General features: G+C 34.9%; 13 protein-coding genes. 3 read left to right on the forward strand and 10 right to left on the reverse strand.

From position 1 onward, the window contains the following. Nucleotides 1–97: 97 nt before the first annotated feature. Both JRC48_RS04260 and JRC48_RS04265 read right to left on the reverse strand, forming a co-directional pair. Nucleotides 98–1,246, reverse strand: coding sequence for a BMP family protein (locus JRC48_RS04260; protein WP_235070624.1), 1,149 nt, complete (start codon nt 1,244–1,246; stop codon nt 98–100). Nucleotides 1,247–1,470: 224 nt separating this feature from the next. Beyond that, nucleotides 1,471–2,286 (reverse strand): BMP family protein, encoded by an 816-nt coding sequence (locus JRC48_RS04265; protein WP_235070625.1) that lies wholly within the window; start codon nt 2,284–2,286, stop codon nt 1,471–1,473. 137 nt (nt 2,287–2,423) lie between these two features. Between JRC48_RS04265 and istA the strand changes: the two genes are divergently transcribed. Genes istA through istB form a run of 3 tightly spaced genes read left to right on the forward strand, consistent with a single transcriptional unit; the run spans nt 2,424 to nt 4,724 of the window. Continuing rightward, on the forward strand, nt 2,424–3,722 hold the full coding sequence (gene istA, locus JRC48_RS04270) for an IS21 family transposase (RefSeq protein WP_235070626.1): 1,299 nt from the start codon (nt 2,424–2,426) through the stop codon (nt 3,720–3,722). Then, entirely contained in the window at nt 3,679–3,984 is a 306-nt protein-coding gene (locus JRC48_RS04275) for a hypothetical protein (protein ID WP_235070627.1), read from the forward strand. The genes istA and JRC48_RS04275 overlap by 44 nt, the downstream gene beginning before the upstream one ends. Beyond that, a complete protein-coding gene (gene istB / locus JRC48_RS04280; protein WP_235070628.1) occupies nt 3,972–4,724 on the forward strand; it encodes an IS21-like element helper ATPase IstB in 753 nt (250 codons plus the stop codon). Before JRC48_RS04275 ends, istB begins: the two co-directional genes overlap by 13 nt. A gap of 19 nt (nt 4,725–4,743) precedes the next feature. On the opposite strand, the gene JRC48_RS04285 is transcribed toward istB, so the two are convergent. The 8 genes from JRC48_RS04285 to JRC48_RS04320 all read right to left on the reverse strand — a co-directional run bounded on the left by JRC48_RS04285 (nt 4,744) and on the right by JRC48_RS04320 (nt 15,132). Beyond that, complete coding sequence (locus tag JRC48_RS04285) at nt 4,744–5,022, reverse strand: BMP family ABC transporter substrate-binding protein (protein WP_235070629.1); 279 nt, start codon at nt 5,020–5,022, stop codon at nt 4,744–4,746. A gap of 142 nt (nt 5,023–5,164) precedes the next feature. After that, entirely contained in the window at nt 5,165–6,277 is a 1,113-nt protein-coding gene (locus JRC48_RS04290; protein WP_235070630.1) for a BMP family protein, read from the reverse strand. A 244-nt stretch (nt 6,278–6,521) separates the two neighbouring features. Continuing rightward, complete coding sequence (locus JRC48_RS04295) at nt 6,522–8,807, reverse strand: DNA translocase FtsK (RefSeq protein ID WP_235070631.1); 2,286 nt, start codon at nt 8,805–8,807, stop codon at nt 6,522–6,524. A 126-nt stretch (nt 8,808–8,933) separates the two neighbouring features. Continuing rightward, the gene (locus tag JRC48_RS04300) at nt 8,934–10,652 is read right to left on the reverse strand and encodes a ribonuclease J (protein WP_235070632.1); all 1,719 of its coding nucleotides are present in this window, start codon (nt 10,650–10,652) and stop codon (nt 8,934–8,936) included. A 666-nt stretch (nt 10,653–11,318) separates the two neighbouring features. Beyond that, nucleotides 11,319–12,200, reverse strand: coding sequence for a 4-hydroxy-tetrahydrodipicolinate synthase (gene dapA / locus JRC48_RS04305; RefSeq protein WP_235070633.1), 882 nt, complete (start codon nt 12,198–12,200; stop codon nt 11,319–11,321). A gap of 19 nt (nt 12,201–12,219) precedes the next feature. After that, nucleotides 12,220–13,257, reverse strand: a complete 1,038-nt coding sequence (locus JRC48_RS04310; protein WP_235070634.1) for an aspartate kinase — start codon at nt 13,255–13,257, stop codon at nt 12,220–12,222. A gap of 1 nt (nt 13,258) precedes the next feature. After that, on the reverse strand, nt 13,259–14,296 hold the full coding sequence (locus JRC48_RS04315) for an aspartate-semialdehyde dehydrogenase (RefSeq protein WP_235070635.1): 1,038 nt from the start codon (nt 14,294–14,296) through the stop codon (nt 13,259–13,261). 5 nt (nt 14,297–14,301) lie between these two features. Beyond that, entirely contained in the window at nt 14,302–15,132 is an 831-nt protein-coding gene (locus tag JRC48_RS04320) for a dipicolinate synthase (protein ID WP_235070636.1), read from the reverse strand. Nucleotides 15,133–15,232 lie beyond the last annotated feature (100 nt).

Consider the following 15,232-nt stretch of genomic DNA (forward strand, 5'->3'; position numbering starts at 1 on the left):
TTAAATGAGGACGCATTCTCAACGACAGTAGCACTTGATCAGAAAGAATAAAAAAAATACGCAAGTTTTACTCGCGTATTTTCTGTGAAAGAAACAATTATTTTCCTTCTAAATTTAAATGACTTGCGTCAAAGTTTAACTCTTCTAACATTTTTTCAACATCTGCTAATTCCGTTGGAATGACAAGCGTTCCTTCTTTAATTAATGCAAAAACGTTATCTACTTCTTTTTGTGTATCTTCAGAAAGGTTAGGGTTTTCTTCTGGTAATCCAACTCCGTCATTTTTTGAATCCATTGTAATAACTTGTCCACCAACAAACTCACCATTTACTAACTCATCAATTTTATCGTAAGCTGCATTATCAATACGTTTAATTGCTGATGTTAAAATAACTGAGCTTCCATCAGAAATAATTCCCTCATCGTATTGATCGACGTCAACTCCGATTACGTAAACCTCTTCACCTGCTTCAGCGCGTTGTTTAGCTTCAGAAATAACACCATTTCCTACTCCACCTGCAGCAACGAAAATAACGTCGATTCCTTTATCGTACATTCCACCAGCTTGTGCTTGTCCACCTGCTACATCGTTGAATGTTCCGTTGTATAAGTAATCAGCAACTTCAACTGTTGTTCCTAATTTTTCATTTGCATAGGCAACTCCCATAACGAAACCATATCCAAATTTTTGTACGGCCGGAAGAATCACCCCACCAATAAATCCAACTTTTCCTGTTTTTGTTTCAAGTGCTGCCGCAACTCCCGCTAAAAATCCTGCTTCTTGCTCAGCAAAGTAAATAGATACTGTATTCTCAGCTTCTTCGTAAATAGCAATTTTATTATCTCCAGTTCCCTCATAACCAACAATTGGTTGACCATCAATAATAACGAATTTTAAATCTGGATTTTCAGATTGTAATTGACCAATCGCTTCCTCAAACTTGAATCCTGGAGCAACGATCATTTCATTTCCTGCTGCAATTAAATTGTTCGCCGCTTCTAAATAATCTTGTGTTGATTCACCTGTTGGTTGAATATATTGAGAAACAATTGTTCCCTTTTCTGATTCATAACGTTTAATCCCGTTCCAAGTCCCTTGGTTAAATGACTTATCGTCGATTGTTCCAGAGTCTGTCATCATCCCAACTTTAACTTTTGTTGAATCATTATTCTCACTTGTTCCACAAGCAACTAATCCGAATGTTGCTGCAACAGCAACCGTTAACATCGAAAGTTTCTTTTTCATAATCTGTATGGCCTCCTCATAATTACTACAACTATAGTTTAACAAAATTTTTAATTCATGTAAATTACTTGTTTGAAATTTCTGTTGAATTTTGTAAACATCTATCGCTAGTTTCATTAATTTTCATATGAATGATCTATTTTTAAAATTCTTACTTAATCTTTCTAAGTTTTTCATGATAGAAAAAGAGTGCACTTTTAAAAGCGCACTCTTTTGGTTAAATTTTAAAAATCAATAGTTGGTCCCTCATATTCCATTTCACTTAAAAATACATTTATTTCTTCTTCCGTCGATGGAACACTTAAATTTCCAAGTTTAATGTTTTCTAATATTTCCTCTGCTAACGCTTGCGTTTCTTCTGTTAGATTCGGATTGTTTTCTGGCAACCCTACTCCATTATTTTGAGCATTCATGGTGATCACTTCTCCACCTTGGAACGTTCCATTCATAAATTCCTTCACTTTATCATAAGACGCGTTATCGACACGTTTAATGGCTGATGTTAAAATAACTGACTCTCCATTTGGCATTTTTCCAAGTTCATATTGATCAATATCTACACCAATAACATAAACATTTTCTGAATCCTCTGAACGAGTTTTTGCTTCTGTAATGACACCATTCCCCACGCGTCCTGCTGCTGTAAAAATAATATCGATGCCTTTATCATACATACTTCCCGCTTGTGCTTGTCCGCCAGCTACATCATCAAATGTTCCATTATAAACATAATCCGCAACTTCAGCATCTGTTCCTAGATGTTGATTCGCATAAGCAACACCGGCTACATATCCATAACCAAATCTCTCAATTGAACTACTTTTCATTCCACCAATAAATCCTACTTTACCACTTTGTGTCTGTAATGCGGCAACAATACCTGCTAAAAAGCCTGCTTCCTGTTCAGCAAAACAAATCCCAACTGAATTTTCAGAAACTGTTGTTGGTGCTCCGTCAATCATAACAAACTTAATCTCTGGATACTGTTCTTGTAACTCAGTGATTGCTTCTTCAAACATAAATCCTGAGGCAACAATCATTTGGTTTCCTGCTAAAATTAAATCATCCGTGTTTATAGTATTCTAATAATTAACAGGGATGCATTTGAAAAGTTAACATCTCTTTTATAAAATGATCCATATCAACTAGAGATATGGAGGAGATAGGAGTGCTAACTTTGGAGAAGAAAGAAAAAATGATTCGTTTATATCTAAAAGGTCTATCTTATACAGACATTGCTAAAGAGATAGGAATGACTCGACAAACGGTTAGTAAATATATCAAGCAATATGAGAAGGATCAGAAGGCGTTAGAATTGGCTACGACTCCTGAAGAAAAAGAACAGATTATTATCCGTTCATCTGCTAAGCCTAAGTATGATAGTAGTAAACGTCAACGGATTAAATTAACACCTGATGTTGAGTCAATAATTGATTCTTGCTTAGAAGAAAATAAACAAAAGATTCAACAGGGTAAACGTAAACTCGTGATGAAAAATACAGATATTTATGAATGGCTGATTTCGAAAAATATTGATATTAGCTACCGTTCAGTTTGTGCTTATGTTTCTAAACAAACACAACGTTCAAAAGAGGCCTTTATTAGACAAGCTTATGAGCCAGGACAAGTGGCTGAGTTTGATTGGGGAGATGTCACTCTTTATATTGACGAATTGGGGACTGAACGCCGCTTTAAAATTGGAGTGTTTGACTTGAAATATAGTGATAAGAGATTTGCTTATCTTTATTCACACGAAAACACGGAGGCTTTTCTCGATATTCACACTCGCTTCTTTGAAGAAATCAAAGGGGTTCCAACTGAAATCGTCTATGATAATGCACGTGTTCAAGTTAAACATCTAGCTGGGAGAGAAAAACACCCCACTGAGGCGGTTAAAAAATTAATGAATTATTATGGTTATACGCCGCGATACACGAATCCTTACAGCGGTCATGAAAAAGGTCATGTGGAGCGTTCTGTTGAATTAATTCGACGAAAAGCGTATAGTAAGTCCCATCATTTCAAAACCATTGCAGATGCGGTAACTGCACTTTTAGAAGCTACTAGTCGTGAAAATCAAAAAATAAAACAACGAACCAACCAATCTGCAGAGACTGTATTTGCACAAGAACAGAAGGATTTACTTCCCTATCGATTACCGTTAGATACTTACTTAACTGCTACCTATAAAGTGAATAAATATAGCCTCATTCATGTCGATTCAAATTTTTATTCTGTTCCCGATTACTTAGTCGGAAAAGAGGTGACTGTCCGTAAAAACATTGACCAGATTAAAGTTTATTTTGATGATCGATTTTTATTTAAGGCTAAACGCTTAATCGGACGTCACCAATATCATATAGATATTCACCACTATCTAGCGACATTAAAAAAGAAGCCCGGGGCAATTGCGCATAGCTTGGCTCAAAAACTTGCCTACTCCCTGGCTTCAAAACATATTCCAAAATTATTATAGCACAAATCCACGAGATTTTATCTACCTATTAACAATCATTGAGCAGAACTCTCTTGAAACGGTTCAATTCGCGATTGAATCTTTAAAGCGACAAGGGTTACCCATTCAAAATGATCAAGTCATCAATTACTTATTGAATTTAACCCCTAGTCAGGCTGATACTCAAGATTTAATTCAAGCCCCTATTGAACAGGCTTGTTATCATCAATTATCTGAAATTAGTTCAATGTATAGTCAAGGAGAAAACTCATGGATCAATTAATTAAAACTTACACTAAACATTTACGCTTACCTTATATTCATCAAAATTTATCTTTTCATTTAGAACAGGCTCGGTTAGAAAATCAATCCTATGAAGAGTTCTTACTGAATCTTTTTCAATATGAGGTTGAGCTTAGACAACAGAATGGTATTAATACTCGTATAAGAGCAGCTAAATTTCCATATTTGAAACATTTAGAGGAATTAGATGTTGCTGCTTTACCATTAGAAGCTCAAAAACATTATCAAACGTTAAGAAGCTTAGAATTTATTGAGAAGAAGCAAACTGTCATATTGGCAGGTAACCCTGGAACGGGTAAAAGTCACACGGTCATTGGACTCGGAATTAAGGCCTGTCAAGCTGGGTATCATGTGTATTTTGCACATGTTCCAACTTTAATTATTGAGTTAAAAGAAGCAAAGAATGAACGTGTCCTTCAACGTTTAAAAAAGAAATTTGACAAATATCATCTCATTATTTTAGATGAGCTTGGCTATATCTCGTTTGATAAAGAAGGCGCAGAGCTGCTATTTAACTTTATCTCGACTCGATGCGAAAAAGCATCCACAATGTTTACGACTAACTTACCCTTTTCAAGATGGAATGAAATCTTCCATGATCCGATTATTACAGCGGCAATTGTTGATCGCATTACCCATCAATCATATGTGATTAACATGAATGGAACAAGCTATCGTTTACAACAATCAAAAAAATTCTTAGAAAATCAAGAAAGTTAAAATTTAAATTTCAATTAAGTTAACTTTTCACTTGCAATATACAATCCGCCGCTTGCATATAATCGGCTGTTGTTTGACCTAATGGTTGAATATACTGAGTTGTAATGGTTTGGTGTTCTGATTTGTAACGTTCAATCCCTTCCCAAGTGGCTTGATTAAATGAACGATCATCAATCGTTCCTGAATCCGTCATCATCCCAATCTTCACTAAATCTTGTGATTCACCTTTTGATTCACATGCGACTAGTCCTAGACTTGCCGTTAGAACCGTCGTTAACATAAATAGTTTTCTTTTCATAGTTGTATGGCCTCCTCATAAGTTGTAATTTTTTATTCTAGCAAAAACTTTTTCTTCTGTAAATCCTTTTTTAACTAGTTTTTTTGTGACTTAACTCGTTTAATAAAAAAACTCATTACAAAAGTAATGAGTTTTTTGGTGATTATTTATAATTAATCATTGTTGCATCGTATCCAGTATTAGATAAGAACGTCTCTAATTCGTCTGCTGATGTTGGCACAACGATGTGACCATCTTTAATTTTTGCTAATGCTTCGTCCACTTTTTCTTGTGTTTCCACTGTTAAGTTAGGATTATTTTCTGGTAAACCTACTCCATCCATTGAAGCATCCATTGAAATAATTTGTCCTCCAGGGAATTTACCTTCTCCATAAGCTTTTAATGCATCATAAACGGCATTATCAATACGTTTAATCGCTGAAGTTAAGATAACAGATTTTCCATCGTTCATTAATCCTTCTTCATATTGATCAACGTCTACACCAATGACATAAACATGCTCTCCTGATTCCGTACGTGCTTTTGCTTCATTGATGACACCATTTCCAACTGCAGCCGCTGCTGAGAAAATAATATCGATCCCTTTATCGTACATTCCACCAGCCATCATTTGTCCACCTTGAACATCATTGAATGTTCCTTGGTATTGATAATCAACGACTTCTACGTTTGTTTCATAAACTTCGTTTGCATAAGCAACACCTGCTACAAACCCCCATCCAAATCGTTCAACTGCAGGAATTTTCATTCCACCGATAAATCCAACTTTACCAGTTTTTGATTGTAAAGCAGCTGCCATACCTGCTAAAAATCCACCTTGTTCTTCTGCAAAATAAATAGATAATGTATTATCTGCCATCGTTGAAGGTTGTCCATCTAAAATGACAAATGATGTTTCAGGATTTGCGGTTTGAAGCTCAGTAATCGCTTCTTCAAATTTAAATCCTGGTGCGATAATAATTTCATTACCTGCCATCATTAAATTATCTGCTGCACTTAAGTAATCAGATGTTGTTTCTCCACTTGGTTGAACATATTGTCCTTTAACACCTTTATGATCATCTGTATAGCGTAAAATAGCTTCCCACGTTCCTTGGTTAAATGATTTATCATCAATTGTTCCTGAATCAATCATCATTCCCACTTTAAATTTGACGTCTGTCGCCGTACTTTGATTTTCTTTGTCACTACTACATGCAACTAATGCTACCATTGTTAACATTACAATCATGCACATTGATAAAAGTTTTCTCATAGTTGTCCTCCTTTAATTATAATGCCTTGAATAGTTTATCAGAAAGACATTTTTTTGTAAATATGTAGATTAATTTACATTTTTACGCTGACTATTCAATTAATTACTACTTATAGTATTTGAACTTTTAATGAAGATATGAATTTTTTTGTCACTTTTATCATCCATTTTTTATCTTTTATTGATGAAAAAAAGGTGATTCATAAAATCACCTTCTTAATCATTTATCAAAAACCTGTCTCGTTTATAGATTAGAGATCAGTTCATGATATTGAGACTCTGTCATTAACACTTCTCGCGGCTTACTTCCTTCACTTGGTCCAATTAAACCACTTGCCTCTAAATCATCAACAATACGAGCGGCACGATTATAACCAATTCTAAAACGTCGTTGTAATAAGGAAGCGGACACTTTTTTAGTTTCAACAATATACCCTAACACTTCTTTCATCAGTGGATCATCCATGGCCTGACTTTCATTTTGAGCTTGCTCAATATTTTCTAAGAAGTCTTGCTTAATTTCTTCATGTTCTACTTGTGACTTAATAAATTCAACAATGCGCACGACTTCTTCATCAGAAATGAAAGCTCCTTGCACACGAGTTGGATTTGAAGCCCCCATCGGTAAAAATAACATGTCACCTTTTCCAAGTAACTTCTCCGCTCCTGGCATATCGATAATCGTTCTTGAATCGACAGCCGAAGAAACCCCAAACGCAATACGTGATGGAATATTCGCTTTAATAACCCCAGTGATAACATCGACTGATGGACGCTGAGTGGCAATAATTAAATGAATTCCAGCGGCACGCGCCATCTGAGTTAAACGCATAATGCATTCCTCAACTTCTTTTGAAGCGACCATCATTAAATCAGCTAACTCATCAATAATGACAACGATAAATGGAAGAAACGGTTTTGGTGTCTCTTGCGTTTCATTGTATTGTTTGACATATTCATTATACCCCTCGATATTTCGTGTTCCACTTTGACTAAACAGTTCGTAACGATACTCCATCTCAGATACAACTTTCTTTAAGGCTAATGAAGCAAGTCTTGGATCGGTTACAACAGGAGCTAATAAATGAGGAATTCCATTATACCCATTTAATTCAACTTTTTTCGGGTCAATCATTAACATTTTTACTTCATTTGGTGTCGATCGCATTAAAATACTACAAATGATGGTATTAATACAAACTGATTTTCCTGAACCAGTCGCTCCCGCTACTAATAAATGCGGCATTTTATTTAAAGGTGAATACACCGTTTTTCCTGAAATATCACGTCCAAGTACCATGAGTAACTTTTCTTTTTGTTGCTTTTGCGGAACTTCTTTGACGATTTCTTTAAACGTTACTAACGTTTGTTTAGGATTTGGAACCTCAATTCCAATAGCCGACTTTCCTGGAATCGGTGCTTCAATTCGAATTCCCTTAGCCGCTAACGCTAACGCAATATCATCCGTTAAATTTAAAATTTTACTCACTTTGACCCCGACGTTTGGTAAAATTTCAAATCTTGTCACTGAAGGACCAATATGAACTTCTTGAACTTTAGCTTTCACATCGAAATTTTTAAATGTATCCTCTAGCTTTCTCGCTTGTGATTTAGCACTCACTAATAAACGTTGAGAATTATTCGATTGCTGATAATCAACTAATAAATCAAGTGGCGGTAACACATAATCAAAATCATTAAACACCGAGATCTCTTCTTCAAAAACGGGCTCATTTGGCTCCACATAGGGTTGTTTGTCAAACTCCTTAATTTCAAAATCTTCCTCTGGCTCAGTCATTTCGTCAACTTCTAATTCCTCTAACTCGGTCTCATCTTCTTCAACCGTTTCATTAAGTATTGTCACAACCGCTTCATGATGTTCAAGTTCCTCTTCTTCTACTTCATGATGACGCTGCTTTTTAGCTTTAACTGGTTTTCTTTTCATCGTTGCTTGTTTTTGTTGTTTAGACTGATACTCCTTAAATCCATCATATAAATCTTTAAACGTCATATCACAGATGAGTAATGTTCCATAACAAAGCAGTAAAAGCGAAAGTCCATATAACCCATTTGCCGTAATTAACGGAACTAGCAAGCCATAAATAATGGCCCCAACAATTCCTCCCCCGACTGTAAACGATGAATTCAATAAATCATTCGTCCAGTAGTAATTCCAAAGTCCACCAAGTAATGGAATACTGTGGGTATGAAATTCACGATACACCGGTAAATGACTAAAAATAATTAGCGATATAAATACTAAATACCAACCCATTTGCTTTGAACTAAAAAAGGTAGGAACTTCTCGTTTGACAATCATTCGACTTCCATAAATCATCATTGCAATGGCGATCAACCAAAAAAACTCACCAAACACTAACAAACTCAGTTGCTTGAAAAAAGTCCCAATTAATCCAAGCTGTCCAATCATTAAGATAGCTAATACAACTAACCCAATCCCCAATAACTCTAAATATAAATCATTTAATATTTTTTGCTTCTTTTGCTTCACTTTCTTCTTACTTGCCATACTGTTACCTCTATCATTTGAAATCTAATGTAAATATTATCTCATAAAATTCTATTTTTTCCATTATTAATCTGATTCTCTACATAAAAAAACTACCTTTCAGAACGAAAGATAGTCTTTAATATCTTATAAATTAAATTCTTCTACGATTGGAATAATAATTGGCTTACGCTTTGTTTTATTAAATAATAATTTTCCAACTTTATCACGTAACTCTTGGCGTAATCCTTGCCAGTTCACATATTGTTCTGTGACAAACTTTCCAATAATTTCACGAACGAGTTCATCAAGTAATTGATAAAGCTCTTCGTTTCCTTTTTCGTAAACAAATCCTTTACTCACAATTTGTGGACCCGCTACAATTTCTTTTGTATTTTTATTTAAGTTAGCAATGACAACAATGATTCCGTCATTTGCCATTAACTGACGATCACGAAGAACCACACTTCCGATGTCACCTACGCCAAGTCCATCTACTAACACTTGATCAATTTGAATGTGTTCGGTGTGATTAACCAGTTCTCCTTGTTGGAATTCAACGACATCACCATTATCAAGTAAAATGATGTTTTCTGAACGATAACCAATTTGTTCAGCCACTTTGGCATGAGCGACTAAGTTACGGTATTCACCGATAACCGGCATCACATATTGTGGTTTTAATAAATTCATCATTAATTTTAAATCTTCACTACTTGCATGAGAAGATGGTAATAAGTTTTTATTAATGACACAAACTTTTGCTCCTGTACGATATAACATATCGATCGTACGTGCCGCTTTAACCTCATTCCCTGGAATTGGTGGAGTTGCGACAATAACCGTATCTGATTTTTCAATATGAATTAAGCGATCTTGATGCTTAGCCATACGAATTAATGAATTAAACGGTTCGTAACGATTTCCTGTTGCTAAAACGACTAAGTTTGAAAAATTATTATCATTTTTTTCGTCAATGTATAATAAATTCATTAACATTGATTTTGGAATACGTAAGTACCCTAGCTTAACCGCGATATCAACCACTCGTTGCATTTTACGCCCAATAATCGCAATTTTACGCTTATATTGAATCGCTAAGTCAATGACTAATTGAATACGATGTAAGTCTGATGAGTATAGCGAACAGATAATACGTCCATTTGCGCGTGAAAAAGCTTCATCTAACTCACATTGTAACGAGTTTCCTGTGCTTGTAAACCCAGGTTTTTCGGCATTTAAACTTTCTGAAAGTAAGCAAAGAACACCTTCTTTTGCAATTTCTGACATGCGTCCGTAATTCGTTTGATAACGTCCTTTAGCATTTTGATCAAATGTAAAATCTGATGTATAAACAATAACTCCGTCTGTCGTATGAATACAAATAGCCACTGAATCAGGAATACTGTGTGTTGTTTTAAAGAATGTGACTTTTACATCACCAAAGAATAATTCATTATTTTCACGAACTTTATAAAGTTTATATTTCTTAATATCTAATCCATTTTCTGTTAAAGAGTCTTCGACTAACGCCATCGTTAAACGCATTCCATAAACCGGAACATTGATAATGCTTAATAATTGTGGAATTGCCCCGATATGATCTTCATGTCCATGAGATAAAAATACCCCTTGAATACGTGACGCATTCTCTTTTAAGTAATTAAAATCAGGAATAACAGCGTCTACCCCTAATAAATCTTCAGTTGGATACTTTAATCCTGCATCTAAAATAAAAATTTTACCATTAACTTCTACAACATATAAATTCTTTCCATTTTCATCTAGTCCACCTAAGGCGAACACTTTAATTTTTTGTTCTACTACTGATGCCACATTCTTATCGTTGCCAACCGTATGAAACAATCGCTTACTTCATCGGTTACGTCAGTTGACAACGACTCACCTCCTTTTTAATCTTACTAAAAAATTCCTCACTGTAACCCTAATCTATCAAATTTTAACCTTATATTAGTTTAAAGATCACTTATTTAAAAGAAACGAATGGTTATTGTTTCTATCACTTGTTGTTTCCTTTTTTTGAACAGCTTTTCTTTTTAAACTTTAATTCTTATTGCATAGTCATTAGCTTCTGTATGAAATAGACTTTTTTATAGCGATTTAATTCAAAAAAAGACGTGAGTCTTAATTCATTTTTATTAATAGTAAATGATAGCTTCTTTATTATCATTTCACTCCATTAGATATAACATACATCTTTCACGTCTACTTTTTAAAAAAACAATCTTTATTCATCCATCAAAACGTTTCTAACTTGGTTAAATTTAAGTTTAAATCATCCACAAAAGATTCTATTTAATCTGTTTCATCATTAAATTAAAGACGCATTCTCATTCATAAAGCTTAAAAAAATAGAGAATTTCATCTTTAGTTACAAAAAAGGAAAATGTTTATGCTCTATATTCATTATAGTACATCTAGTAAGGAACTGACAAGTGTTACCGTCTTTTTTTTCAGGAAAGTCAAACAAAAAAACATCTGTTATAAACTTAAACAGATGTTTTAACATTATTACTCATCAAATAAGCCTCTTAATTCATTGAACAAGTCAAGGCTTTCAAATTGATCCATTTCAACCAGTGGCAGTCTTAATCCACCCACTTCCATTCCTAGTTGATTTAAAAGAGACTTAACAGGAATTGGATTGGTTGTACAAAATAAACCTTGATATAGTGGGCTTAATTTTTCATTTAATGCCTCAGCTTCTTCTAACTTACCTTCTGTAAACAGACGGTACATTTGATTCATTTGATTTCCAACGAGATGAGAGGCAACGGAAATAATACCGTCTCCACCTAATTTTAAAGTATCTAAATAACTCGCGTCATCTCCACTATAGAGTGAAAAGTTAGCGGGTGCATGTTCTTTTAAAGATTTGAGTAATGATAAATCTCCACTCGAATCTTTAATACCGACAATATTTTTAACCTCTGCTAGTTCTAAAATCGTTTCTTCTGTTAAACTTACGCCTGTTCGTGATGGAATATTATATAGTAAGATAGGTAAATTTGTTGAATTCGCAATTTCTTTATAATGCGTAATCAACCCAAGTTGATTAGGTTTATTATAATAAGGAGTAACCACTAAAACACCATCAACGCCCACTTCTTCTGCTAACTTCACATTGTGAATCGTTGTTTTCGTATTATTCGTTCCTACTCCAGCAATAATGGGAACTGTTCCACCCGCAAAGTCTACCGCTGTTTCCCAAACACGTAATCGTTCAATCGCTGTTAACGTCGGTGCCTCACCAGTTGTTCCTGTTATCACCAAACTGGTTGATCCGTGTTTTAATAAATGAATAATCAATTTTCTTAAGCTGCCGATATTTAATTGATTGTATTCATCAAAGGGGGTTACCATCGCTGTAATAACCGGACCAAAACTATTCATGACTCTCACATCCTTTTATTTAAATTAAATTATAATGTAAAAAGTTTAATGTCTCTTTAAGATTTGATTCACTAACATAAAACGTTAACTCAATCGGTGTTTGTTGTTGATTCATCCAACTCACTCGAACGTAGTTCTCGTTTTTCGTATAGTCCAGTTTTTCTTCTTTAAGATACTGTTCAACGGCCTCTTCATCACGAGCCTTAGCATACCAATAAGCCCCATGTTTTTTTAATAATTCGCACGTTACCGGATGATGTAATTCCATCAGTTCATAACGAGTATACCCCGTTTTATAAGCTAACCCTAATGTACTAACCTCTTCATCCACGACATAAGTTCCAATATGATCACTGCTTGTCGATCGTAAGCGTAACGTTACATGTTTTTTCTTAGCTAGTTCAATGGCTTTTAAGTGAATCACTTTTGCACCTCTTGCAGCTAAAGCAATTAAGTTATCGTAACTAATCTTTTCAAGAACTCGTGCATTTTTCACCAATTTAGGATCAGCCGTCATGACCCCCTCAACATCTGAATAAATATCAACATAAACTGCGTTAAGAGCTCCCCCTAGCGCAACAGCGGATGTATCACTTCCACCTCTACCGAGCGTTGTAATATATCCCTCTACCGTTGTACCAACGAAACCTGGAACGACTAACACATCGTGCTGATTAAACATCGACATAATTTTATTTGTTTCTACGGTCATGATATTTGCATTACTGTAGTTATTATCTGTTTTTATTCCCACTTCTGCTGGGGCTAATGACGTTACATTTAGTCCTTGTTGTTGTAAAAAATCAGACATGACGATACTTGAGATAATTTCACCACAAGCAAGCAAACGATCATGTTCTTGTTTAGAGACATGGTATGTGAGCAACTCTTTTAGTGTATCGGTTGCATAGGGTTCTCCGCCTCTTCCCATAGCTGATACAACAACTAACACTTTATAATTAGCATCTACTTCACGTCGAATATGTTTAAATGCTTGATATTTTGTTGCTTGATCACGTACCGAGGTTCCACCAAATTTCATAACGACAATATCCATTTTAATCACCTAACAATCCCTGACGATGCATATAATAAGCAATTTGTACACTGTTTAAGGCGGCTCCTTTTAAGATGTTATCTGCGACAACCCAAAAGTGAATAACATTTTCTTCGTCTAAGTCTTTTCTAATTCTTCCAACAAAGACCTCATCACAATGGGCAATATAAGCAGGCATCGGATATTCTTGATGATGAATATCATCGCGTACGATAACACCTTCACTCTCTTTAAATAATTGAATCACTTGATCTTTATTCTCAACCGCTTTTTTTAGTTTAACAGTTGTAGCGACACTATGACCATAACGCACAGGCACACGAACACACGTCGCATTTACTTTAATCGTATCATCATCTAATATTTTATGCGTTTCGTTAATCATTTTTAGTTCTTCTTTTGTATAGCCATTTGGCATAAAGACATCAATTTGTGGAATGACATTATGAGCCATCTGATAATAACGTTGATCCGAACGTGCAGGTAAGATTTGTGGTTCATATGACGGATCGATTAATTCCTGGTCATACTCATACAAGGCTTTTGCTCCAGCTCCTGAAATGGCTTGGTAAGTCGAAACATTAACAGATTCAATTCCATACACTTCAACTAACGGTTTTAAGGCAACCACCAACTGAATGGTTGAACAGTTTGGATTTGCAATTAATCGAGTGTCTTTTGATAACACATGGGCATTCACTTCGGGAACAACTAATGGGATATTAGGATCCATTCGAAAAGCACTCGTATTATCAATTACAACGGCTCCACTGTTAACCGCAATGGGAGCATACTCTAATGAAACATCTCCTCCCGCACTAAAAAAAGCTAAGTCAATTCCTTCAAAAGAGTCTTTATTTAATTCTTCGATCACAAGTGATTGTCCTTTAAACATTAACGTTTTTCCAGCTGAACGTTTAGATGCAAGCAATCGTAACGACGCAACAGGAATGGGATAACGTTCTAATGTCTGAATCAGACTTCTCCCTACTTCACCACTAGCTCCAACAATAGCGACTTTATATCCTTTTTGATCCACATCCATCACTCCTTTTTCCCATTTAAAGCGATGTAATCTCTCACAAAACGGAATAAGTAATAAGCAGCCGTTTTTGGTGCTACTATACTTGGGAGTGCTCCTGCTAATTCTGCTTGAATGCCTAGTTGTTTCGCATAATCAAAGTCTACTCCACCAGGTTTACTACTAACATCCATAATATAACAATTTTTATTGACGTGATCTAATGCTTTTTCATCAAGAACTAATGCAGGAACTGTATTAACAATGACATCGTAATGTTGTAAGTCTTCCACCATTAGATCGACATGAATAGGTTGTAATCCCATTTCGAATAAACGCGCTTCGTCTCTTTTTTTTCTAAATGTTACACTTACATAGGCTCCTAATGCTTTTAAATCACGAGCAATTGTTAATGAAGTTCGACCGGAACCAATGACTAAAATTTCGGCTTGATGAATTGTAATATCTGTATTTTTAATAATGTTGTAAATCACGCCTTCTGCGGTTGGAATTGAATTATAAATCGCAACTTCATCGTAATCAAAAATAACTTCACATTTTCTTGGAACTTTTGTTAATAATTCCATTAATTTTGGATATCGAATTGGTGTTAAAATCACACAATCTTCAGGTAAACTTAACAACACTTCTTCTGTTAATCGTAAGTGTGTGTTAGCAATTTGCCCGCTTTCACTAATTCCACCAAAGGGTAAAATAAAATAATGAGTTTCTTTTAAAATATGAAAATCAAAGCTCACCGAATCACGATGATACTGAACCAAATCTAAACCACCGTCTCGAATATACTCAGATAAATAATTCATCCGTTTGTCGTTGTTTATGAGCAATATCATAATAACCACCTACCTCCTATCTTCTTACGTTGTATTTTATGAAACTACAAAGGTAGTGGTGACATTTATCCGCTCATTGTTCAAGAATGCAAAAAAGCAA

Origin of the sequence: Turicibacter sp. TJ11 (assembly GCF_021497505.1) — a bacterium.
GTDB lineage: Bacteria > Bacillota_I > Bacilli_A > MOL361 > Turicibacteraceae > Turicibacter.